Annotated in this window: 19 protein-coding genes, 1 tRNA gene, 1 rRNA gene and 1 riboswitch; of the genes, 5 read left to right on the top strand and 16 right to left on the bottom strand. The window is 64.0% G+C overall.

Annotation, left to right across the window (positions count from 1 at the left end; genetic code table 11):
- Nucleotides 1-2 precede the first annotated feature (2 nt).
- Nucleotides 3-1,655 carry a cellulose biosynthesis protein BcsG gene (bcsG, locus tag AC1IN8_RS20155; protein ID WP_479760357.1) on the bottom strand — a complete coding sequence of 551 codons (1,653 nt, stop codon included), beginning with the start codon at nucleotides 1,653-1,655 and terminating at the stop codon, nucleotides 3-5.
- Nucleotides 1,656-2,051: 396 nt separating this feature from the next.
- Between bcsG and AC1IN8_RS20150 the strand changes: the two genes are divergently transcribed.
- Together AC1IN8_RS20150 and AC1IN8_RS20145 are read left to right on the top strand one after the other, a co-directional pair.
- The gene (locus tag AC1IN8_RS20150; RefSeq protein WP_479760355.1) at nucleotides 2,052-3,248 is read left to right on the top strand and encodes an amino acid aminotransferase; all 1,197 of its coding nucleotides are present in this window, start codon (nucleotides 2,052-2,054) and stop codon (nucleotides 3,246-3,248) included.
- Between the two features lie 100 nt (nucleotides 3,249-3,348).
- A complete protein-coding gene (locus tag AC1IN8_RS20145) occupies nucleotides 3,349-4,275 on the top strand; it encodes a LysR family transcriptional regulator (RefSeq protein ID WP_479760353.1) in 927 nt (308 codons plus the stop codon).
- A 14-nt stretch (nucleotides 4,276-4,289) separates the two neighbouring features.
- On the opposite strand, the gene AC1IN8_RS20140 is transcribed toward AC1IN8_RS20145, so the two are convergent.
- From AC1IN8_RS20140 to AC1IN8_RS20110, 7 genes are all read right to left on the bottom strand, one after another.
- Nucleotides 4,290-4,613, bottom strand: coding sequence for a DUF1820 family protein (locus tag AC1IN8_RS20140; RefSeq protein WP_139439607.1), 324 nt, complete (start codon nucleotides 4,611-4,613; stop codon nucleotides 4,290-4,292).
- Nucleotides 4,614-4,731: 118 nt separating this feature from the next.
- Complete coding sequence (locus AC1IN8_RS20135) at nucleotides 4,732-5,634, bottom strand: YjjW family glycine radical enzyme activase (protein ID WP_479760352.1); 903 nt, start codon at nucleotides 5,632-5,634, stop codon at nucleotides 4,732-4,734.
- A complete protein-coding gene (locus tag AC1IN8_RS20130) occupies nucleotides 5,624-7,150 on the bottom strand; it encodes a YjjI family glycine radical enzyme (protein ID WP_479760351.1) in 1,527 nt (508 codons plus the stop codon). The genes AC1IN8_RS20135 and AC1IN8_RS20130 overlap by 11 nt, the downstream gene beginning before the upstream one ends.
- A 115-nt stretch (nucleotides 7,151-7,265) precedes the next feature.
- Nucleotides 7,266-7,607, bottom strand: a complete 342-nt coding sequence (locus tag AC1IN8_RS20125; RefSeq protein WP_139439610.1) for an AzlD domain-containing protein — start codon at nucleotides 7,605-7,607, stop codon at nucleotides 7,266-7,268.
- A gap of 2 nt (nucleotides 7,608-7,609) precedes the next feature.
- Entirely contained in the window at nucleotides 7,610-8,323 is a 714-nt protein-coding gene (locus AC1IN8_RS20120; RefSeq protein WP_479760349.1) for an AzlC family ABC transporter permease, read from the bottom strand.
- A gap of 120 nt (nucleotides 8,324-8,443) precedes the next feature.
- A complete protein-coding gene (locus tag AC1IN8_RS20115; RefSeq protein WP_049828098.1) occupies nucleotides 8,444-8,899 on the bottom strand; it encodes a L,D-transpeptidase family protein in 456 nt (151 codons plus the stop codon).
- A 352-nt stretch (nucleotides 8,900-9,251) separates the two neighbouring features.
- The gene (locus AC1IN8_RS20110; RefSeq protein ID WP_479760347.1) at nucleotides 9,252-11,102 is read right to left on the bottom strand and encodes a M3 family metallopeptidase; all 1,851 of its coding nucleotides are present in this window, start codon (nucleotides 11,100-11,102) and stop codon (nucleotides 9,252-9,254) included.
- A gap of 293 nt (nucleotides 11,103-11,395) precedes the next feature.
- Between AC1IN8_RS20110 and AC1IN8_RS20105 the strand changes: the two genes are divergently transcribed.
- From AC1IN8_RS20105 to AC1IN8_RS20095, 3 genes are all read left to right on the top strand, one after another.
- Nucleotides 11,396-13,081, top strand: coding sequence for a methyl-accepting chemotaxis protein (locus AC1IN8_RS20105; RefSeq protein ID WP_479760345.1), 1,686 nt, complete (start codon nucleotides 11,396-11,398; stop codon nucleotides 13,079-13,081).
- A 262-nt stretch (nucleotides 13,082-13,343) separates the two neighbouring features.
- Nucleotides 13,344-13,429: riboswitch (cyclic di-GMP riboswitch) on the top strand.
- 65 nt (nucleotides 13,430-13,494) lie between these two features.
- Nucleotides 13,495-14,919 carry an N-acetylglucosamine-binding protein GbpA gene (gene gbpA / locus AC1IN8_RS20100; RefSeq protein WP_247627879.1) on the top strand — a complete coding sequence of 475 codons (1,425 nt, stop codon included), beginning with the start codon at nucleotides 13,495-13,497 and terminating at the stop codon, nucleotides 14,917-14,919.
- A 100-nt stretch (nucleotides 14,920-15,019) separates the two neighbouring features.
- Nucleotides 15,020-15,550 (top strand): cytochrome b, encoded by a 531-nt coding sequence (locus tag AC1IN8_RS20095; RefSeq protein WP_479760343.1) that lies wholly within the window; start codon nucleotides 15,020-15,022, stop codon nucleotides 15,548-15,550.
- A 90-nt stretch (nucleotides 15,551-15,640) separates the two neighbouring features.
- Here the strand turns inward: AC1IN8_RS20095 and cbl are convergent, their stop codons facing one another.
- From cbl to rrf, 8 genes are all read right to left on the bottom strand, one after another.
- Entirely contained in the window at nucleotides 15,641-16,588 is a 948-nt protein-coding gene (cbl, locus tag AC1IN8_RS20090; protein ID WP_025325756.1) for an HTH-type transcriptional regulator Cbl, read from the bottom strand.
- 116 nt (nucleotides 16,589-16,704) lie between these two features.
- Entirely contained in the window at nucleotides 16,705-17,772 is a 1,068-nt protein-coding gene (locus AC1IN8_RS20085; protein WP_202047812.1) for a sulfate/molybdate ABC transporter ATP-binding protein, read from the bottom strand.
- A gap of 74 nt (nucleotides 17,773-17,846) precedes the next feature.
- Nucleotides 17,847-18,740, bottom strand: coding sequence for a sulfate ABC transporter permease subunit CysW (cysW, locus tag AC1IN8_RS20080; protein ID WP_139439618.1), 894 nt, complete (start codon nucleotides 18,738-18,740; stop codon nucleotides 17,847-17,849).
- Entirely contained in the window at nucleotides 18,737-19,576 is an 840-nt protein-coding gene (cysT, locus tag AC1IN8_RS20075; RefSeq protein ID WP_265437018.1) for a sulfate ABC transporter permease subunit CysT, read from the bottom strand. The genes cysW and cysT overlap by 4 nt, the downstream gene beginning before the upstream one ends.
- Nucleotides 19,577-19,855: 279 nt before the next feature.
- A complete protein-coding gene (locus AC1IN8_RS20070; protein WP_479760341.1) occupies nucleotides 19,856-20,431 on the bottom strand; it encodes an RBBP9/YdeN family alpha/beta hydrolase in 576 nt (191 codons plus the stop codon).
- 38 nt (nucleotides 20,432-20,469) lie between these two features.
- Nucleotides 20,470-21,471 (bottom strand): sulfate ABC transporter substrate-binding protein, encoded by a 1,002-nt coding sequence (locus AC1IN8_RS20065; protein WP_429110455.1) that lies wholly within the window; start codon nucleotides 21,469-21,471, stop codon nucleotides 20,470-20,472.
- 287 nt (nucleotides 21,472-21,758) lie between these two features.
- A tRNA-Asp gene (locus AC1IN8_RS20060) sits at nucleotides 21,759-21,835 on the bottom strand.
- Nucleotides 21,836-21,930: 95 nt separating this feature from the next.
- A 5S ribosomal RNA gene (rrf, locus tag AC1IN8_RS20055) occupies nucleotides 21,931-22,041 on the bottom strand; the annotation flags it as partial.

Below are 22,041 nucleotides of genomic sequence, written 5' to 3'. Positions count from 1 at the left end.
TGTCATAGGGGATAGGGGACCCAGTCCCCCTCCCCCAGCTTGATGTGGTACTTGCCCTGATATTCGAGCACGACCGAGCCCTGGTTCTCCGAGACCGCTGGCGTCTCGGGCAATCCCTTGAGCAGCCCGTCCCAATCTATGGTGGCACTGCCGAAGGTGTTGCCGCCGACCAGGCGCGAGATGAGCTCAGAGATGGCCAGGAAGCTGCTGGGGGTATCTATGGCCTTGGTCGCTCCATGGCCGCCCTTGGCACCGATCAGGGCAACCCCGACCGGCACCTGGGTGATGCTGGGACTGGGGATGTCCCGCAGACCGGCCATCTGCATCTTGTCGCCGGCTATGGCCGCCCCGTGCTCCGGCACCAGGATCACCGCCACCTTGCGACCAGACTGCTCCAGCGAGGTGAGGAACTGATCCAGTTGATCGAGCAGGGTCTGCAGTCGCGCCTTGTAGGGGGCAATCTGGCGGGTGGCCGCGTAGCGGTTGCCGTCGTGCAGGGCGATGAGGTTGAAGAAGGTCACATTGCGTTCCGCCTTGCTCTTCTGCCGCTCACTCAGCCAGCGGGCGAACAGGGCATCATCCCGATAGATGGGTTCCCCATCGAAGGAGGCGAGATCGTGGGGCATCCCCTCCTTGCTCATGAGGGGGACATCCAGGCTGGCATACTGCTGCAGATCCTTGAGGTAGTTGCCGAATGCCCCCGAGTGATCCATGGCGACCTGCTTCTCAAACCCGAGCTGGGCCAGGTTGTCGAACAGCAGGCACTGGCTGGGCGCTGTCGTGTAGAGCCCCTGGTGGCTGGTCTGTCCGCAACTGGCCCGCAGCAGCCGGATGGAGCTCGGGCCGCTGTAGGAGGTGGCCGAGTTGAAGTGCTTGAACATCAGGTCCAGGTGGCGACCTATGGGGTGAGCCATCAGATCGCTGGCCGTCACGTCGCTCCAGGCCAGGGAGCAGATGTTGATGATGAGCACGTCGAAGGGGGCCGCATCCGCCGGCAACTGCTGCGGGAAATGCACGACCCTGTCCCGCTCCTGCGCGTAGAAGCTGTCGAGGTAGGCATTGAGATTCTGGTTGGTCGGCGGGGCGCTCTGATCCAGCTGCTCCGCCATGGATACCTGCTTGTCCACAGGCTCAGCCGTCGGCTCGCGGCCCTTGTCGGTGCTGGCGACCTGGGTTGCTTGCGACGCAAAGGGATCCCCCACCAGGGGCGAGAGCCACAGCCAGAGCAGGGCCAGCAGGATCCAGGGGGTAAAGCGCAGCCACTGGGCGATGAACAGATAGAGGGTCAGCATCACGAAGCCGGCGCCGACCATCTCCCAGTTGATGAAACGGCCGAGCAGCTCAAGCCAGTAATCCAGGGTGAAGGAGAAGACCTGCGCCCCCTGGGCGCGAATGCTCTCCATGCCCGGCAGCCAGGTGTCGTGATAGAAGATCCCCACCCCGACAGGCAGTGCCAGCCAGTGCCGGATGCGCCGCAGCCCAGCCCGGGGCAGGGGGAAGATCAGGAAGGCGGCAAACACCAGATTGATCAGGGGATGGAAATTGAGGTAGCCCGCCCAGAGCAGGGCAAACTTGGCAAGGAAATAGATATTCCAGCCACCCAGGCCGTGCCAGTCCAGCCAAGGGGAAGAGGCATTAGAAACGTGTCGAGTCATCGGCGATGGGTCACCCGTTATGGTGGGGCCCCGCAACGGGACCCAGGCACACTGCAATGTGTTGTCAGAAAATTCTCGGTTTATTATGCAACTAATCACTTGTCTCAGGTTGCCCTGCATAAGATGCGGGCAACCGGGTGACCGTCATGATTGAGCGCCAGATACAGGATAATGTTATCCAAGTGACACTATAAAAGGCATCCTCAACGACCAAAATGGGGGGATTAATTTTATGGCTGGCCTTTTCTGCAGGAACCACACCGCCCGCTTGCTACGACAACAGCTGTCATCCTTGCCGCCATGCCGAACAACTTGAGGCCACTTCCAGATTACGCCATGATAACGGCCCCGGCCCAGGGCCGGCGAAAATTGGACAGTCAACTTCAAGGACCCCCCATGTTTGAACACGTCGATGCCTATGCTGGCGACCCCATACTCACGCTCGTCGAGACCTTCCACAAAGACACCCGCGAGCAGAAGGTGAACCTGGGGATCGGCCTCTATTACGACGAGCAGGGCCGCATTCCGCTGCTGCCCTCGGTGCAGCAGGCCGAAGCCCAGCGCGCAGCCGCGCCGGCGCCGCGCCCCTATCAGCCGATGGAAGGGGCCGCCAACTACCGCACCGCGGTACAGCACCTGCTGTTTGGCACCGATCACGAGGCTGTCAAGGCGGGTCGCATCGCCACCATCCAGACCATAGGCGGCTCCGGCGCCCTGAAGATCGGCGCCGATCTGCTCAAGCGCTACTTCCCGACCTCAGAGGTGTGGGTCAGCAATCCGACCTGGGACAACCACAAGGCCATGTTCGAGGGGGCCGGCATCAAGGTGCACGACTACCCCTACTACGACGCGGCCACTGGCGGCGTGCAGTTCGACGCCATGATCGACTGCCTCGGCACCCTGCCGGCGAAAAGCATCGTCCTGCTGCACCCCTGCTGTCACAACCCGACCGGGGTGGATCTCTCCCGCGCCCAGTGGGACCAGGTGATCGCCCTGGTGGTCGAGAAGAGCCTGATCCCCTTTATGGATATCGCCTATCAGGGCTTCGGCGACGGGCTGGAAGAGGATGCCTACGCCATCCGCGCCATGGTGGCCGCCGGCGTCAGCTTCTTCGTCAGCAACTCCTTCTCCAAGAACCTCTCCTTCTACGGCGAGCGCTGCGGCGGCCTGTCGGTCATCTGCCAGGATGCCGAAGAGGCGAGCCGGGTCCTGGGCCAGATGAAGGCCACGGTGCGCCGCAACTACTCCAGCCCCCCCACTCACGGTGGCCAGGTAGCCGCGGCCGTGATGAGCCAGCCCGAGCTGCACGCCATGTGGGTCGGCGAGGTGACCGAGATGCGCACCCGCATCAAGGCCATGCGCCAGAAGCTGTTCGAGGTGCTGAGCGCCAAGGTGCCGGGCCGCGACTTCGGCTACTTCATCAGCCAGCGCGGCATGTTCAGCTACACCGGCTTCACGCCGGAGCAGGTGGACCGCCTGCGCGAAGAGTTCGCCGTCTATCTGGTGCGCTCAGGCCGCATGTGCGTGGCGGGCCTCAACAGCCGCAACGTCGACTACGTGGCGGACGCCATGGCCGCCGTGCTCAAGGGGTAAGCCCCATGCCCCGCTTCGGCGGGGCTTTTTGTTTGCTCCGGCTGGAGGGGCAGACGCCCCCCTCATCCTCGCCCGCACGGGCTTCATCCCGGGAGGTTTCATGGATCTCATCGCGCTCTCACGCCTCGGCGGACGCCATCTGGTGACCCTGCACCTGCTGCTGGACACCCAGAGCGTCACCCGCAGCGCCGAGCGCCTCTGCACCACCCCCTCCACCGTCAGCAAGACCCTCAACCAGCTGCGGGAGCTGCTGGGGGATCAGCTGCTCTACCGCCAGGGCAACCAGCTGTTGCTGACCCCCTTTGCCGAGCGGCTCGGCCCCAGCCTGCGTCGGCTGCTGAGCGAGCTGAACGGCCTCACCAGTCCGGAGGGCTTCAACCCCGCCAGCTGGCAGGGGGAGCTGAATCTGGCGATGCGGGAAAGCAGCATGATCTGGCCCATGGGGCCCGTGCTGGGGAAATTGATGCGGGAGGTGCCCGGGCTGGTGCCCGTCATCTGGAACAAGGATCAGCAGGGACTGGCGGCGCTGGCGGCGGGCAAGCTCGACTTCGTGATCCTGCCCCACGATCAGAGCCAGCCCCTGCCCAGCCAGCCTGGCCTGGTATGGGAGACGCTGCGGGAAGACAAGCTGGTCTGCCTACTGCGCGCGGATCATCCGGCGCAGGATCAGCCCTGGGATCTGGATGCTTACTTAAGCTGGCGCCATATCGTCATTCGCGACAGCGAGCTGGCCGACCCCTTCTTCGAGCAGAGCCTGGCCCAGCGCCAGGTAAGGCGCCAGATTGGTGCCACCCTGCCGGACTTTGGCAGTGCCGCCGCCCTGCTGCGCCAGAGCGATCTCATCCTCACCGCCATCGACGGCTGGGCCGGGCAGGCCAGGCCGTCCGGGCTGGTGAGCCGGCCCGTCCCCTTCGATTACGGCGCCGTGACCCACAGCCTGGTGTGGTACGGCCCCCTGGGGGAAGATCCCGCCCTGCACTGGTTCCGCCAGCGGATCCTGCAGCTCGCACGGGAGCTGGATGCCTGAGAGTGCCGGGCGGCTCAGGGCTTCTTGGTGTAGATGGGGCTCGGGAAGGAGGCGACGTTGTTGCCCAGCTCAGTGATGCGGGCTGCCCCCTGCTTGCGCACCTGATCGATGCGCAGCACCTGGTGCATGGGGATCAGGGTGCGGTTGACGTCGGCAAACTCACTCTTGAGCTTCTCGTGGCTGGGATCGACGATGAGCGCCGTGTGGTTGTCCCACACGAAGTTCGCGATCTCGATGAAGCCAAACAGCTGGCCCTGATTCACGTCCCTGACATAGACCTCGTAACGCTCGTTGTGACAAATAAACTGCACTCGATATATGGCGTTGGCTTCACTCATGGGTATCTGTTGATGGTGGGCGGTTTTCCCATTCTAGCCGCCACGTTGCGCGCACCAAATAGACAGACTTCACAGTTGCGTCATATCGGGTCTCAGGAGGCAGAACATTCGGCGCCCGTCACAGCGGCGGCAGGGAAACAGGGCCAAATCCTTTCACCTTCAATGCGTTGGACAACCTTTCAAGCTCCTCCATGGCGGCCTCCTGCCAGAGCGTCGCCTCTCCGCGCACCCCGTGATGGCGAAAGCCGTTGAGACGAATGGGGACGGTCCCCAGGCTTTGCAGAAAGCTGGCCAGGCCCGCCTCCAGCTTGCCATCGGCATCGATGAAATCAGTGCGCCCCGGCACCTGGAGCAGCCGCACTTCCGCCAGCTTGCCCGCCCGCGCAAGCAGTTGCAGCGACGCCAGCACCCGCTCGCGGCCCTGACCGGTGAGCGCCTGGTGCGCCGACTCGCGCCACCCCTTGAGATCGATCATGGCGCCGTCCAGCACCGGCAGCAGCCGCTGCCAGCCCGTTTCGCCAAGGGATCCGTTGCTGTCGAGCAGGCAGCTCAGGTGGGCCAGATCCGGCGCCCCCTTGATGGCCGCAAACAGGTCGATCACGAACGGTAGCTGGGTGGTCGCCTCGCCGCCGGAGACTGTGATGCCGGTGAGCAGCGGGCCGTAGCGACGCAGCAGGACCAGCACCTCGGCCACCGACATCGGGTGGGTCTTGGGGCTGGCGCTGCGGGGACAGGCATCCAGGCAGCGATCGCAATGGGTGCAGAGCGACGCCTGCCAGCGTACTCGGCTCTCGCCAGGGCGGCCCTCGACCAGCGTCAGGGCGCCGCTCGGGCAGCCGGGCACGCAGTCGCCACAGTGATCGCACAGCCCTATGGTGTGGGGGTTGTGGCAGCCAGGGCAGCGAAAGTTGCACCCTTGCAGGAAGAGCACCAGCCGGTTGCCCGGGCCGTCCACGCAGGAGAAGGGCAACCAGCGGCTGACCCTCGCGGTGCGCGCCCCCTTGTCATCCTCAGTAGTCACACAGGCTTGCCTCAAGGCCCAGCACCCTCGGCGCCCGCTGGCGGATCCCGGTCAGCTCGCTCGCCTCGGCGCCGAGGCAGGTGGTCTGCAACCGCGACCCTTCGGCGGCGAAGCGGGCCAGGTCGCTCTTGCGGATCATGTAGCCGGTCACCCGCACCAAATCGCTGTCCGCCACGTTGGCACTGAATTCGCGCATGCCGAGGGCGAAGGCCCCCTTGCAGAGCTGCAGCAGCGCCTGCGGGTTCTGGCGTATGGTAGGATCCAGGGTCAGGATCTCGCTGATCCCGGAGTGATAAAAACCGTGGTGCGGGGCCAGGGCCAGCAGGTGGCTGGCGGGATCCGGCTCCTCCCCATAAGGGATGCGCACCCCGGGGGTGACCCCCTTGTCCAGGCTGAGCCCGCCCTGGGAGTGCAGCAGGGCACGCCCGCCCCAGGCGTGGGGCTGGGGCCGGGCCGTCACCCAGGCCGAGAGCCGGGCCGAGATGCGATGGCCGAGCTGGTTGGCCCCCTCGTCGTGGCCATAGCGCCCGGGCAGCCCCTCTTTACCCATCAGCAGGTTCACCGCCTCCGCCATGCCAAAGATGCCGAACATGGGGACGAAACGTGCCTCCTCGATCAAGCCCTCCTCCACCAGGAAGCTGGCGAAGAAGCCGGACTCTTCGTGCAGGAAGGCGGCCCTTGCCTCGATGAGCCGGGAGGCCTGCTCGCAGTAGTGGGGGAGCCAGCGCGTCATGAACTCCTCGAGGTCGGCGCTCTGTTCGGCCATCCCCTTGAGGGAGAGGCGCACCAGGGTATTGGCGCCGCCCCCGAGCGGCAGGGCGTTGTAGCAGCTGACGATGCCAAAGCCGCGCTCGTCGAAGGTCTCCCTGTGGATCGGGTAGTTGACTATGTGGGGCTTGCCGCACAGGGCTATGTTCTGCACCCCCTGCATCAGCAGGCTGTCAGGGGTCGATGCGGGATCGTGAAACAGGCTGAGGTTCGGCGCCACCTGCTTGAGTTCGCCGTCGATGCGCAGGATCAGGCGGCAGATCCTGTTGTCATCCGGGCCTATGTTAACGTGCATGAAGGCATCCGGCAGCACCCTGTCCAGGTAGATCCAGAAGCCTTTCAGCTTGCGATACAGCGTCTCGTCATCCAGCTCCCCGACGAAGGGCAGCAGCAGGTGATCGAGGCGCCCCAGCCAGACCGGCATGCCGGTGACCGAGGGCACATGGTGATAGAGGATGCGCAGGGCATCGAGCGCCTCGTCGAAATCCTGCGGCGGTGCCAGCTCCAGCCAGGCCGAGCCCTGGCGCAGGAACTTCTGGTAGTCCGGCAGCACATAGCGCGGCTTGTAGGGGGCATGTCCCTCGAACATGTCGCACAGCACCCCTTGCGCCATCGCCTCGCTCACCTCGGCAGGGAGCGCGGGATAGGGCAGCGCATTCTCGGCGGCGAGCGCCAGGGCATGGCTCTTCTGAGCGGGTGAGAGCAGGGGGTCGCGCACTATGCGCTGGCAGCTGGCGGTGAGGGACATAGGAAACTCCTTGGCGGATGATTCCTAAATCCTCACACTCGAGAGGCCTTTTTTGAAGTGACATTCATAACATAACGGATGTCTCATAGAGACATCCGTTAGGCGGGATCACGGCTCAACCCAACCAGGGCAGCAGCGCCGCCAGCCCCCCCTGCCAGCGCAGCAGGAAGAAGCCCCCCATGCCGACCACCACCACCACTAGGGTCGGCAGTCGCAGCAGGGTCAGCACCGTCACCAGCAGGGTAGCGGCCAGGTAGTCCGGATCCCACTCCAGTCCCTTGCCCGGCTCATAGCTGAAGACGATGGGTAGCCAGATGGCGGTCAGCACCGACTGGGCCGAGAAGCTGAGGAAGGCCCCCATCTCGGCACCGGGCTGATAGCGGGTCAGCCGCGAGAAGAAGGCGAAGCGGTTGAAGAAGGTGATCAGGGCCAGCAGGCCTATCATCAGCCAGCCCATGGTCATCTCCTCATCCGGTGCAATACATAGCCCACCACCATGCCGGCCAGGGCCGAGATGATGATGTGGATCTCCGCCAGCAGCGGCTTGGTGAGCAGCGCAGTGCCGCCGCTCACCACAGTTGCCGCCACCATGGGCAGGTTCTTCATGGCGGGTATGGTCATGGCGATGAAGGTGGCGGCGATGGCAAAGTCCAGCCCCATCTTGTCCAGCCCCTCGATGTACTGGCCGGCGGCGATGCCGAGCAGGGTCGCCAGGTTCCAGAACAGGTAGAACACGAAGCCCGCGATCAGGGCATAGGCGGGGTTGAAGACGCCGTGGCGCTCCCTGTCCTTGAGTGCCACCGCGAACATCTCGTCGGTCAGGAAGAAGGCGAGGCTGGCACGCCAGCGCAGGGAGAGCGGCAGCACGTCCCGGCGGAAGGTGAAGCCGTAGAGCAGATGCTGGGAGGTAATGACCATGGTGGAACCCATGATGGACAGCAAGGGGGTGCCCGCCCCGAACAATGTGGTGGCCGAGAGCTGGGCGGCGCCGGCATAGACCAGCAGCGACATCAGCTGGGCCTGCACCGGGCTCAGGCCCGCCTGCAACGCCAGGGCGCCGCACAATATCCCCCAGGGGATGACGGAAATGGAGAGGGGGAGAATATCCAGGGTGGCGCGCCACCAGAGCACACCCGTGCGCTCGGGCGCGGGGAGGCTCGTTCCTGACATCATGGGATCATCCTTGTGACTTCCAACGCGAGCCGGAAAAACTAGCACGGCGCGGGATGGGCTGTCACGCCATCCAGGGCGGAAATAAAACGCCCGCTGGGCAGCGGGCGTGAGGGGCGAGGATCAGGGCTCGATGATGATGGGGGTGCCAGGCTCGACGGCGTTCCAGATCTCGTCCATCTCGTGGTTGAGCACGGCGATGCAGCCATTGGTCCAGTTGGACGGCTGTACCCTGCGATCCCCCATGCGGTTGAGCTGACCATGGATCATGATCATGCCGCCCGGGCGCACGCCCAGCTCGTTGGCACGCTTGATGTCGTCCAGATTCGGGTAGTTGATGTGGATAGCCTTGTAGAAGCCGGAATTGCTCTTCTTGTAGTCGAGGGTGTAGCGCCCTTCCGGGGTACGCTGATCCCCTTCCTGCTGCTTGTGCCCCTTGGGAGCAGGACCCAGGGCGACCCAATAGCGCTTGACCGGCTTGCCATCCTTCATCAGGGTCAGGCTATAGCTCGACTTCTTGACCACCACCATGTCGGCGGACAGGGTGGCAAAACTCAATGCGGGCCACAGCCCCAGCAAACACAACAATACGGCTCTCAATTTCCATCCCTCGACAAGCCTTCAGGGCTTTGTATTTAGCTAATCATCTGAATGTCGCCACTCTCTGGCGGCGAGCGAGCGCCATGATATGGGATCGCCGTGAATACTCAATATATCCAGAGAAACATATCTGTGGCCCGCCTCGCCAGCGCTCAGCCAAAGCCTCTGCGCATCACCATAATTAATAGCCAAAACAGATAGATGGCGCAAAAAACAGACGCATCTTGCGCACCGCCCACAACCGCGGCAAAGATCTCGCCTCAACTAACTTGCTTCCCGCTGAAATGAACAAGCCCTGCCGATGGGCAGGGCTTGCTGGTCGAGGCGCGCCTCACCGGGCGGCAGCGGGCTCGCCCTGATGATGCTGGCGGATCCAGGCCTCGAAGTCGGCCAGCATATGGGTCTCCGACTCGAGGTTGTCGGCTATCAGCTCGGCGCCGTGCATCACCCGGATATGGGCGTCGAGGGGCGTCCCCTCCCCTGCCGGCGGGCGCTGGCTCGCCGCCGTCATGCAGGCTGCGGCCGTCGCCCACGCCTGCGCCACGCTCTGGTTGCACGCCTTGGCCAGGGGAGCGGCGCTGAAGCCTTCCCCAGTGAGGCTCCTGAGCGTCTCATCGTGGGTCATGCCGTTGCCCGGCCCCCAGTAGTGGGCGGCCAGATCCGGCCCTATGCGCGGGTTGTCGGTGAGGTAGCCGTCGCGCTTGAGGAAGTAGGCACGGGTCTGCTCCACCGCCATCAGCGCCAGCAGGTAGCCGTGATAGGCGCAGGCCGACTCCTGATTCAGCAGGTGCGGAATGGCCAGCAGCGGACGCGGACTCTCCACCCCCAGGATCTGGCGCTCCCAGCGGCGGGCCAGCGCCAGCACAGCCTCTGGAGTGCGCTCGCTCTCGGCCATGGCATAGAGATCCCGCTCGAAGTAGGCCACCAGCGCTATCTGGCGCTCGTTGAAGGCCCGAAACGGCTGGCGCGCCTCGATCATCCCCTTGATGAGCTCGTCGGGGATCGCCTCCCCCACCGCGTTCCTGGCGTAGCCCTTGAGCCAGTCGGCGTCGTCCAGCAGGCTGTCGCAGAACATGGACTGGGTCTCGGCATAGGCCATGGAGGTAGGCGGAAACTCCTGGGAGAAGCAGGGGGCGTTGCCGGTGACGTTGGCAAAGTGCGCCGCATGGCCCCCCTCGTGGAACAGGGTGTTGAGGCCGCTCCAGCCGCTGCCCACCTGGGCCGGATCCGCCAGGCTGGTGAAGTTGACCACCGCCGGGACCCACTCCCCCTCCTGCCAGAAGCTTGGCACCGGGCCATGGCAGAAGCCGTTCTCGTATTTTCCCTCCCGGGTCAGCAGATCCAGGGTCAGGGTGGCGCCGCGATACTGGATGCCGAGGCGGCGGAAGCTCTGGACCCAATCCTTCAGCGCCCGGGAGAAGGGCACATAGGGGTCGAGCTGACGGGTCACGTCTCCGCTCACGCTGTAGCGCAGGTTGTGGGGCAGCAGCGCCGCCTCCCCCTTGGCGGCTTTCAGCTCCGCCAGGCTCTGGTGCACCCGCTGCTCGGTGCGGGCGATGAAGTCGTCGAGCACGGCGAACAGCTGCTCCGGGCTCATCTGCTCGTTCTTGTGCACCTTGTAGTCGAAGTAGTCCCGATAGCCCATGGCCCGGGCGAAGCGGTTGCGCAGGGCCACCACCTCGAGAAAGCCGTTGCCGACCACCCACTGCTCCAGGGTGTGGAACATGGCGAGCGCACTCTGGCGCACCGCCTCGTCGCTACTTGCGGCCAGCGCCGTGCTGGCGGCGGGCAGGCTGCCGGCCACTTGTTGGCCCTGTTCGTCCAGCAGGGTGAGCTTGAGCCCCTTGCGGCGGGCGAACAGATCCGCCTCGGCGGCCACCAGCTCGTCCATCAGGGCGGCGGCGGCCGGATCTTCGATGACGTTGCATTCGAAGAAGGCTATCCAGCCTCCCAGACCGCGCTTGAGCTCTTCTTCCTCGGCCTGGGGCAGCATCTCCCGCAGCACCGGCAGACGAGCAGGATCGGCGCAGAACGCCTTGTAGGCCTGCTCGGCGGCGGTGAAGCCGGCCTGATCGTCGCTGATGCCCATGTAGGTGGACCAGAATAGATCCTCCTTGCGCCTGTGTACTCGCAGGTAGTCGGCGTTGAGCTGGTTCAAGTAATTCCTGGCAATGGAACTCATAAATTCCCTCTTGTTATGGGGCGGCCACGGGGGCGCCCACTCCTTTTTGGTGAAATGCCAACTCATTCACACTTCCTGCAAATAGAGCCGGCAAATGGTGCGCCGGGATGCGCCAGACCACGCTACCAAAAGCGAGGGTTTCTGTCTGCTGGCTATACTGGTTGCCAACACACTCAATTGGCAATCAACCATCACAACCTCTTGAAAGTTAAATAAATGTTAAACACAAAACAATCAAGGCCAGCCAGCTGACTGGCCCTCACCAGATCCGCACGGGAAAGAAGGAAAAGACTATGTTCAAGCTCGGTGATATCGCCGTGAGTCGCAAACTGATGCTGCTGCTCTCGGTGGCGCTGGTCGGCTTCATCGCACTGCTGCTCATCTCCGCCAGTGCCCTGCATCGCAACCTGATGAGTGAGCGGGAAGCCAGATTGCAGGCGGTGCTGGATCTCGCCATGAGCCGGATCCAGACCCTGGCCGCCACCCTGCCCGCCCCAGAGGCCCAGGCACAAGCCAAGGCCATGCTCGACAGCATGCGCTTCGATGGGGACAACTATCTGTTCGTGCTGGACGAGGATCGCAGGGTGGTGGTGCACCCTGCCAAGCCCGAGCTGGTCGGCCAGCAGATGGGCGGGACGCCCGCCGAATCCCACTGGCAGCGCATGGTGGATCTCGGCAAGGGCGGCCATCAGGGCCGCCTGGAGTACCAGTGGCTCTCCCCCTCCGGCGAGGCGGCCCAGAAGATGTCCCTGGTGGCCGGCTACCAGCCCTGGGGCTGGATCCTGGGCTCGGGCGTGCTGCTGCAGGACATAGAGGCCACCATCTGGTCCCAGTATGAGCTGATGGGAGGGGCCACCCTGCTGGTGATCCTGCTGATGGGGTGGCTTGGAGTGGCCATCAGCCGCTCCATCGTCAGGCCTCTCGCCGAGATCAAGGGGGCCATGGCCCAGGTGGCGGCCGGGGATCTGGTGGTGAGCATCCCGGTGCATGGCAAGGATGAGCTGGGGGCCGTCGCCACCAGCACCAATCAGGGACTGGACGCCATTCGCCGCGCCCTGCTGGAAGCCAGCCAGGGGGCCCGCAACGTGGCGGATGCCGCCCTGCGCATCGCCGCCTCCGCCGAGCAGACCAACCAGGCGGTCAACAGCCAGCGGGATCAGCTGGCCCAGCTCGCCACCGCCATGAACGAGATGAGCGCCACCATCTCGGATGTGGCGGGCCACGCCGAGAACACGGCCCGCGACACCCGGGACGCCACCAGCGAGGCCGGGCTCGGCAACGAAGACGTCCACGCCAGCGTGCACGGCATCCAGGCGCTCGCCACCGAGGTGGAGCAGGCCACCCATCAGGTCAATCGACTCAAGGAGGGGGTGATGCAGATAGGGGAGGTGACCGCCGTCATCAGCGCCATCTCGGATCAGACCAATCTGCTGGCCCTCAACGCCGCCATAGAGGCGGCCCGGGCCGGCGAGCAGGGTCGCGGCTTCGCCGTGGTGGCCGACGAGGTGCGCCAGCTGGCCAGCCGCACCCGCCACTCCACCGAGGAGATCCAGAGCACCATCACCCAGTTGCAGCAGCGGGCGGTTACCGCCGCCAGCGCCATGGATGCCAGCCGCAAGCTGGCGGAGAGCAGCGTCGGCCAGTCCGAGAAGGCGGGGCAGGATCTCTCCCTCATCGTCAACCACATCCAGCACGTGAGCGACATGGCGACCCAGATAGCCACGGCGGCGGAGCAGCAGAGCATGGTGGCGGAAGACATGAACCGCAACGTCAACGGCATCAATGACTCGGCGCTCGAGATGTCCCAGGCCGCCTCCCAGCTGGCCCAGGAGAGCGAGCTGCTGGCCGGGCTGTCGCGCAGCCTGGACGAGCGGCTGGCGGTGTTCAGGCTCGGCAATGGCCTCCCCCGGGATCTGGCGCCCGGTCAGGCCCCGCGCCCCTCGCCCTCCCACCGCCCAGACCAGTACCCGTACCACTGACCGTCTGACACAGTCCCATCCCCTGCCGGCCTCGCCGGCAGGGGATTTTTTCATTGATGAAAAATGTCGCGATTTTGCATCTTTTGACAGAGCTGGCGAAGCAAAACCCAACTTGATGAATTAAATATAATTTTAAAAACAGAGTGTTAAGTGATTGCTCTACTCCGATGAGGTCAAGCTGTAAAGATTTACACTTAATAATTTAATCAAAAGAAGCCATCATGGTGGCGCCGTCCTCAAGGGCGGCACCCTGACCCTTTATGTAGTCATTTGGCAAACTGGTTGAAAGGCCAGGACGCAAAGCCTCCGGTCTAAAGACATGTCGTCCAGGATAGCGGGGTTGCCACACCCAGGTGTGTCACGGGGAATTCCCCTGCCAACTTGACTGCCCACATCACCGAACAGAGGAATGTATGGCAGCAAAAATCCAACTCAATCATGTGGCCGCGGCGCTGGCGCTGCTGGCCAGCGGCGGCGTGCTCGCCCACGGTTACATCAGCCAGCCGGAAGGGCGCAACTATCTGTGCAAGACCGGCGGCAACAGCCAGTGTGGCGCCATTCAATGGGAGCCCCAGAGCCTGGAGGCGCCGTCCGGCTTCCCCGATGGCGGCCCCGCCGACGGCCAGATCGCCTCGGCCGGGCATCCGCAATTCGGTGAACTCAATGCCCAGACCAGCGATCGCTGGACCAAGCGCCAGGTGCAGGCCGGTCCCTTCGCCATCGGCTGGACCTTCACCGCCAACCACGTGACCCGCAACTGGCGCTACTACCTCACCAAGCAGGAGTGGAACCCGAACCAGCCCCTGACCAGGGACTCCTTCGATCTCAATCCGTTCTGCGTCATCGACGGGGGCATGGTGCAACCGCCCAAGCAGGTCACCCATCAGTGCACCCTGCCGGCGCGCACCGGCTACCAGGTCATCCTCGGGGTCTGGGAGGTGGGCGATACCGCCAACAGCTTCTACAACCTCATCGACGCCCAGTTCGATGGTGGCACCCAGCCGCCGCTGACCTGGAGCCAGGGCGGGACCATCTACCCCTCCACCGATCTGGTGGTCGGCGACAAGGCCAGGACCCGGGTATTCGACGCCAACGGCGAGCGCACCGATCTGCAGACAGTGCTGACCATAGGCTCCGCCGAGCAGGGTCAGAAGAACAACTGGGCCCATGATCTGGCCGCCAGGATCAACGCCGAGCAGAGCCAGATCCGCGCAGGCCAGCAGGGCACCGATGGCCAGTTCAACCCGGTCTACGGCCAGAACCCCGTCTACCTGAAGGCGGGCAGCAACCTGCAGCGGGTCGAGGTCCAGCTCGAGCAGCAGCAACCCCCGGTGGGCAACAGCATCAGCGTAAGCGGGCTGGAGAGCGAATACCTGCTCGACAACGGCAAGGTCACCCTCAACTTCACCGTCACGGCCGAGGGGGATCTCGCGGTCACCAACACCCTGTATGACCATGGCGGCGCCGCCAAGGGCCAGACCGGCGCCGACATCAAGGACAGCAGCCAGAGCTTCACCATGGCGGTCGGCGGTCTGAGCGCCGGCCACCACCAGCTGGTGATCGAGGGCAAGCCGAAGGCGGGCGGTGCCCCCCTGCAGCAGACCCTGGACCTGATGTTCAAGGATCCCGCCAGCGGCGGTGACTACCAGTACAGCTTCCCGGAGGGACTCAAATCCTATGCTGCGGGCACCAAGGTGCTGCAGCCGAAAGATGGCAAGATCTATCAGTGCAAGCCCTACCCCTACAGCGGCTGGTGCACCATCTGGACCAGCACGGCGACCCAGTATGAGCCCGGCGTGGGCACCAACTGGCAGGATGCCTGGACCCTGGTGAACTGATCCCCCGCAAGCAGAAGAGGCCCGAGCGGCCTCTTTTTTGTGCCTGTCATCCGGGCTCCCGGTGCCTCTCTGCACCCTGGGCCCCAGTCGGAAAAATCCCATGACGAAACACTACTATGACCCCCTGAGCCGCCTGCTGCACTGGCTGATGGCCGCCGTCATCCTCTACGCCACCCTGGCGGGCTACCTGATGCACCTGGTGATCGACAGCCACCCCAGGCTGTTTCAGTTTCTGTCGGTGTTGAACATGTCGATGGCGACCCTGATCACCCCGCTCTTCCTGCTGCGCTGGGGCTGGCGGCACTGGCGCGCACCCCTGCCCGAAGATCAGTCCCAGCCTCACCATCCCGCCGCCAGACTGGCGCACGCCCTGCTCTACGGCCTGATGTTTGTGGTGCTGCTGAGCGGCTTCCTGATGCTGGAGCAGGGCTACTCCCTGTTCTGGCTCTACCCGGTCGCCAACCCGATCGGCTCACCGGAGATCAACGCCTTCTTCTTTGGCGTCCACCGCCTCGGCTGCCTGGCGCTGGCTGCGCTGGTCCTGCTGCACGTGGCCGCCGCCCTCTACCATCACAGGATCAAGGGGGATCGCACCCTGTATCGCATGCTGGGCCCCCAGAGCGAGCGCTAACCAATGAGCGAGGCTCTGGGCCTGGCTGAAGCATCGAATAAGCAAGCAGGGAGCCAAGGGCTCCCTGCTTTCTCAGACCATGCGCCCCATTCAGATCTGGTAGTCGAGCAGGGGCTCGTTGCTCATGGCCCTGGCCTGGATCTCCGCCAGCGCCAGCTCGGGGTTGCAGAGCTGGATGAACTGCCAGGTGAAGTTGTGCTGGAACTGCCCCTGCTTGAGGCCGATCCAGGCGGTGTGCGGCGCAAACAGCCGGCTGCCGTCGAGCTGCACCAGCCCCTTGTCCCGCTGGGGATCGAACGCCATGTCCGCCAGTATGCCCACCCCCATCTCCAGCTCGACATAGGTCTTGATGACGTCGGAGTCCTGGGCGGTCAGCAGGATCTGCGGATGTATCCCAGCCTCGGCAAAGGCCTCATCCACCCGCACCCGCCCCGTCAGGCCCGCCTGATAGGTCACTATGGGCCAATGGGCCAGGGCCGCCAGGGTGAGTTCCCGCTCGGCGGTGAGGGGGTGCTGCTCCGGCACCACTATGTTGTGGTGCCAGCGGTAGTAGGGAAACGCCACCACCCCTTCGCTCTTGTCGAGCTGCTCGCTGCTGATGCCGATGTCCACTTCGCCGGTCTGCACCAGCCGCACTATCTCCTCCGGGCTGCCCTGACGCAGCTCCAGCTGCACCAGGGGGAACTGCTCGCGAAACGCCTTCACCACACGGGGCAGGGCATAGCGCGCCTGGGTGTGAGTGGTCGCTACCAGCAGCCGCCCCGAATCCCGGTTGGCGAAGGTGCTGGCCAGTTTGCGGATATTGTCGGCGTCCCCCAGGATGCGCTCGGCGATCACCAGCAGCTCCTTGCCCGGCTCCGTCATGCCGAGCAGCCGCTTGCCGTAACGGATGAAGAGCGCGAGCCCCAGCTCCTCCTCCAGCTCGCGGATATGGCGGCTGACCCCGGACTGGGAGGTAAAGAGGGCATTGGCCACCTCGGTCAGGTTGTAATCCCGCCGCGCCGCTTCCCGGATAATGCGTAATTGCTGAAAATTCACCTCATCGCCTCCTGCGCTGAGTGGCGGTGGATGCTGCCACCGTCCTCTTGTTATTGGGTGGCCGGATCAGAGTCCGGCTGCAAGCCTGAAAAGAGTCTCGTCTTGGGCGCTCGCCCTCAAATCTGGTAGTCGGGATAGAGCTGCGCATGTCGGGCCACCAGACGCACCCCCTGGCCGGGGGCGAAGGCACGGGCCGCCTCCTTGCTCAGCTCGGCCTCGTAGTGAGCCCCCCTGGTCTCGCCATCCCCGCGCAACTCCACCCGGATCCGCGGCCCCATGGGCAGCAGACGGGTGATGGTGGCGCTGATGCCACCCGGTGCATCCGCCGGCAGTATCTCCAGCTCGTGGGGGCGCACATAGGCGATGGCCGCACTGCCCTGTGCCAGCTGGGAGCTGATGGGGCCGCCCAGCTGCTGCTCACCTATGCCAAGCCCCTGCCCGGCCACCCGGCCGCGGAACAGGTTCACGCTGCCGAGGAAGCTGTGCACGAAGGCGGTGGCGGGCTGGTCATAGACCTCGGCCGGGGTGCCGATCTGCTCGACCCGCCCTGCGTTCATCAGCACCACCCGATCCGCCACCTCCAGCGCCTCCTCCTGATCGTGGGTTACGAACAGGCTGGTGACGTGCAGTTCGTCGTGCAGCTCCCGCAGCCAGCGGCGCAGCTCCTTGCGCACCTGGGCATCGAGGGCGCCGAACGGCTCGTCCAGCAGCAGTACCTTGGGCTGCACCGCCAGGGCGCGCGCCAGGGCGACCCGCTGGCGCTGGCCACCGGAGAGCTGGGTCGGATAGCGCTCGGCCACGTGGCTGAGCTGCACCAGATCCAGCAGCTCCTTGACCCGGGCGCGGATGCTGGCTTCATTCGGCCGATCGGAACGTGGCTTGACCCGCAGGCCAAACGCCACGTTCTCGAACACCGTCATGTGCCTGAACAGGGCATAGTGCTGGAACACGAAGCCGACGTTGCGCTCGCGCACGTGGAGATCCGAGGCATCCTCGCCGCGGATGATGACGTTGCCACTGTCGGCCTGCTCCAGCCCGGCGATGATCCGCAGCAGCGTGGTCTTGCCGCAGCCGGAGGGGCCGAGCAGGGCGACCAGCTCGCCGTCGTGAAAATCGAGGTTGATGTCGGCCAGGGCCGCGTACTGATTGAAATGCTTGTTGAGTCCTTGTACCTGAATGCTCATGGCTGCCTCTCTAAACCGTTAAACCGGATTCATGGTTATACGGGCTGGCCTGCCAACAGGCAGACCAGGCCATATCAATGGGACTGGGTGGGCTGAGCGCGCAGCCGGGCCAGCAGGGTCTCCCCCAGCAGGGTGAAGATCCCGAACAGGGCCAGCAGGCTCGCCACCGCGAAGGCGGCGCCGGTCTGGTACTCGTTGTAGAGGATCTCGATGTGCAGCGGCAGGGTGTTGGTCTGGCCGCGAATGTGGCCGGAGACCACGGAGACGGCGCCAAACTCCCCCACCGCCCGGGCGGTACAGAGCAGCAGGCCGTACATCAGGCTCCAGCGGATGCCGGGCAGGGTGACCCGCCAGAACATCTGCAAGCCGCTCGCCCCCAGCATGATGGCGGCTTCCTCCTCTTCCGGACCACGGGCCTCCATCTGGGGCAGCAGCTCGCGCACCACGAAGGGCACGGTAATGAAGGTGGTCGCCAATATGATCCCCGGGGTGGCGAAGATGATCTTGATGTCGTGCTCGCTCAGCCAGTCGCCGAACCAGCCGCGGCTGCCAAACATCAGCACGAACATCAGGCCCGCTATCACGGGCGAGACCGAGAACGGCAGATCGATGAGGGTGATGAGCAGTTGCCGGCCCGGGAAGCGGAAGCGGGCGATGGCCCAGGCGGCCGCCAGCCCGAACAGCAGGTTGAGGGGCACGGAGCAGAGGGTCACCAGGGCGGTCAGGCCGAGGGCGCTCAGGGCATCCGGCTCGCTGATGGCATGCCAGAAGAAGGCGAGGCCCGGGCTCAGGGCCTGGATAAAGACGGTGGCCAGCGGCAGTAGCAGCAAGGCGGCGAACCAGCCCAGCCCGACGCTGATCAGCAGCCACTTCACCCAGGCGGGCTCACGGGTCACGGCAGGCTGGCGTACCTGAGTGGCAGGCACTCCATCGAGGGCCAGATCCAGGCTTGCGTTGGATGCGTTCATATCCGGCTTCCTCCGATACGTGCCCAGCTCCAGGCCTGCAACTTGTTGATGATCAACAGCAAAACAAACGAGATCAGCAGCATGACGGAGGCGATGGCCGAGGCACCGGCATAGTCATACTCCTCCAGGTGGCTCATGATCATCAGCGGCGCGATTTCCGACACCATCGGCAAATTTCCGGCGATAAAGATGACGGAGCCGTACTCCCCGACCCCGCGGGCAAACGCCAGGGCGAAGCCGGTGAGCAGCGCCGGGATCAGGGTCGGCCACAACACTCGCGCGAAGGTCTGCCAGCGATTGGCCCCCAGGCTGGCGGCGGCCTCCTCCTGTTCGGTCTCCGCCTCTCGCAGCACGGGCTGCAGGGTGCGCACCACGAAGGGCAGCCCGATGAAGGTGAGGGCGATCACCACCCCTATGGGGTTGTAGGCGAGCTCGATGCCAAAGGGGGCAACCCACTGACCTATCCAGCCGTTGGGGGCGAAGATGGCGCACAGGGCAATGCCGGAGACAGCAGTCGGCATGGCGAACGGCAGGTCGATGAGCGCATCCACCAGGCGGCGACCGGGGAAGCTGTAACGCACCAGTACCCAGGCCAGGATCAGCCCGAACAGGCTGTTGAGCAGGGCGGCGACAAAGGCGGCCCCGAAGCTGAGGCGAAAGGAGGCGAGCACCCGGGGGGAACTTATCACCTGCCAGAACTCGGCGGCCGTCAGGTTGTTGACCGCGAACAGCACCAGTGCCGAGAGGGGCAACAGCACCAGTATGCTCAGGTAGAGCAGACTGAAGCCCAGGGTCGGCCCCAGACCAGGGAGGACGGAATAAGAACTTAATCGCATAACACATCCGTTTGTTATAAAAACTTTCGATACGCTGATTCTGCTCACGACCGCCAGTGACAACAAACACCAATAACGCCTTTGCTAAGCACTTTTTTATCTAACAACGGCAAACCAGGGCCTTTAGAGCGATAAATAGAAAAAAAGGTCTTTTATATAAATAAAAGACCTAACAAACGGAGCGGTGAAACCTGAACTGTGGAGACAGTCACTATGGGATCAGGGTGGCGAGCCTGTCTGATATCTTGCGGGAACTCTCCTTGTCATATGGGCAGCGGGTCAGCGGAAGCTGAGGGCAGCCCGCCTGCCCCATTCGGTCGAGGCGGGATCCACCACCATCTCGGCCCTGTGATGAAGGGTGTTCAGCAGGTTGAGCCCCTGACGCCACTCCCCGTGACCGGACTGGGCATTGATGTGGCCCACCTCGCCGGCGTCGAACAGCGGCACCTGCCACTGGCGACTCCAATATTCGGCACGTTCGAAGCTCATCCAGGGATCGTTGCGGCTGGCGATGAGCTGGGCGGACACCTTGATGGAGCCCGCCAGCGCCTCGTCCGGGATGCCGAAGCGGGCCGGATCCGCAGGTGCCACTATCAGGATGGAGGAGACCTTGTCCGGTTGCAGCCGGGCGGCGGCAATCGCCGTCAAAGCGCCGAAGGAGTGGGCCACCAGGTGGACCCGGCTGCGGCGGCTTCTGAGCTTGCTCGCCAGCTTGGCGCTCCAGACCGTGAGGTCCGGCTTGTCCCAAGGCAGACCCAGCATCCGCTGCCACTGGGGAAATTGCTGATGCCAGCGACTCTGCCAGTGATCCGGCCCACTGTTGTGCAGACCGGGAACCAGAAGGATCTTGTTCATCATGGTGCTCCTATCTGTTGTCACAGGGACCCGTCACGTTAGCGGCCCGGTTGGTAAATCTGGTCGAACAGCCCGCCCTGGGCGAAGTGTTTCTTCTGTGCCTTGTCCCAATCTCCTTCCAGATCCTTGACGGTAAAGAGCGCCAGCTGGGGGAACTGGGCCGATGTCTCCTTGAGGATCGCCGGGTTGCTCGGGCGATAATGGTACTTGGCGATGATCCGCTGCCCCTCGTCGGAATAGAGGTAGTCAAGATAGCCCTTGGCGACCGCTTCGGTGCCGTGCTTCTTGGCTACCTTGTCCACCACGGCAACGGGGGGTTCGGCCAGGATGGAGACCGAGGGCACCACGAGCTCGAACTTGTCGCTGGTCCCCGGCTGATTGAGCACCAGCAGGGCTTCGTTCTCCCAGGCCAGCAAGACGTCGCCGAGGCCCCGCTCGATGAAGCTGGTGGTGGCACCCCGGGCGCCGGAATCCAGCACCTTCACGTTCTTGAACAGATCGCCGACAAACTGCCTGGCACCCTCTTCAGTGCCGCTCTTCTTCAGGGCATAGCCCCAGGCAGCCAGATAATTCCAGCGCGCACCGCCGGAGGTCTTGGGGTTGGGGGTCACGATGGCGACATCCTTGCGAACCAGATCGCCCCAGTCCTTGATCTGCTTGGGGTTGCCCTTGCGCACCAGGAAGACGATGGTGGAGGTATAGGGAGACGCATTGTTGGCAAGGCGCCCCTCCCAATCGCTGGCAGTAAGACCCGCCTTGGCCACGGCATCGACATCATAGGCCAGCGCCAGGGAGACCACGTCCGCCTCCAGGCCATCCACCACGGCACGGGCCTGCTTGCCGGAGCCACCGTGTGACTGGCTCACCACCACATCATCGCCCGTCTTGGCCTTCCACTCCTTGGCAAAGGCGCTGTTGTATTCCTGGAACAGCTCGCGGGTCGGGTCATAAGAGACGTTGAGCAGGCGCACCTCGGCCGCATTGGCCTGGCCGAGTGCCAGCAGAGAGAGCAGGGTCAGGGCGGTCATTCGCAATTTCATGGTGATACTCCATATCGTTGGGTTGAGTACAGAATGCCGCCTTCCACATATATCAGGAAGAAAGAAAAAGCGCTTTGCTTATCTCTTTTACGCATATTAGGTCAACCACCAACCCACGTTAACAGCCTCGCTCAACCCCCTCTATGCCCCTGCTCGCCCAACTCGCCCCTCATCACCGTCAGATCGCAGGCACGAAAAAGCCCAGTCTGTTGACTGGGCTTGCTGACTCGCGTGCTGAAGGTGCATAGCAAAAAGGCCTTCCCGTGAGGGAAGGCCTTTCAAATTAGTGGCGGAGCGGACGGGACTCGAACCCGCGACCCCCGGCGTGACAGGCCGGTATTCTAACCGACTGAACTACCGCTCCGCATTCGGTTAGCTTGCGCTAAATCTTGTGCCGCTTATCTGAGGTGTCATCCTCTCGGCCAACGTCGTGATGTGCACGGCGCTGTTTAATTGGGTGCCTGGCAGTGTCCTACTCTCGCATGGCGAATGCCACACTACCATCGGCGCTACCGCGTTTCACTTCTGAGTTCGGCATGGGATCAGGTGGTTCCACGGCGCTATGGCCGC

The sequence above is a fragment of the Aeromonas sp. 130281 genome, from assembly GCF_056642115.1.
Note: the sequence above shows the minus strand (reverse complement) of the source record. Positions and strands in the feature narration are given on the sequence as shown.

Coding starts and splice junctions, on each gene's coding strand:
- AC1IN8_RS20105 (WP_479760345.1), top strand. CDS start 11,396: ATGTTCAAGCTCGGTGATATCGCCGTGAGTCGCAAACTGATGCTGCTG.
- cysW (WP_139439618.1), bottom strand. CDS start 18,740: ATGAACGCATCCAACGCAAGCCTGGATCTGGCCCTCGATGGAGTGCCT.
- AC1IN8_RS20110 (WP_479760347.1), bottom strand. CDS start 11,102: ATGAGTTCCATTGCCAGGAATTACTTGAACCAGCTCAACGCCGACTAC.
- AC1IN8_RS20150 (WP_479760355.1), top strand. CDS start 2,052: ATGTTTGAACACGTCGATGCCTATGCTGGCGACCCCATACTCACGCTC.
- AC1IN8_RS20065 (WP_429110455.1), bottom strand. CDS start 21,471: ATGAAATTGCGAATGACCGCCCTGACCCTGCTCTCTCTGCTGGCACTC.
- AC1IN8_RS20125 (WP_139439610.1), bottom strand. CDS start 7,607: ATGGGCTGGCTGATGATAGGCCTGCTGGCCCTGATCACCTTCTTCAAC.
- AC1IN8_RS20120 (WP_479760349.1), bottom strand. CDS start 8,323: ATGATGTCAGGAACGAGCCTCCCCGCGCCCGAGCGCACGGGTGTGCTC.
- cysT (WP_265437018.1), bottom strand. CDS start 19,576: ATGCGATTAAGTTCTTATTCCGTCCTCCCTGGTCTGGGGCCGACCCTG.
- gbpA (WP_247627879.1), top strand. CDS start 13,495: ATGGCAGCAAAAATCCAACTCAATCATGTGGCCGCGGCGCTGGCGCTG.
- bcsG (WP_479760357.1), bottom strand. CDS start 1,655: ATGACTCGACACGTTTCTAATGCCTCTTCCCCTTGGCTGGACTGGCAC.
- AC1IN8_RS20070 (WP_479760341.1), bottom strand. CDS start 20,431: ATGAACAAGATCCTTCTGGTTCCCGGTCTGCACAACAGTGGGCCGGAT.
- AC1IN8_RS20145 (WP_479760353.1), top strand. CDS start 3,349: ATGGATCTCATCGCGCTCTCACGCCTCGGCGGACGCCATCTGGTGACC.
- AC1IN8_RS20130 (WP_479760351.1), bottom strand. CDS start 7,150: ATGTCCCTCACCGCCAGCTGCCAGCGCATAGTGCGCGACCCCCTGCTC.
- AC1IN8_RS20085 (WP_202047812.1), bottom strand. CDS start 17,772: ATGAGCATTCAGGTACAAGGACTCAACAAGCATTTCAATCAGTACGCG.
- AC1IN8_RS20095 (WP_479760343.1), top strand. CDS start 15,020: ATGACGAAACACTACTATGACCCCCTGAGCCGCCTGCTGCACTGGCTG.
- AC1IN8_RS20140 (WP_139439607.1), bottom strand. CDS start 4,613: ATGAGTGAAGCCAACGCCATATATCGAGTGCAGTTTATTTGTCACAAC.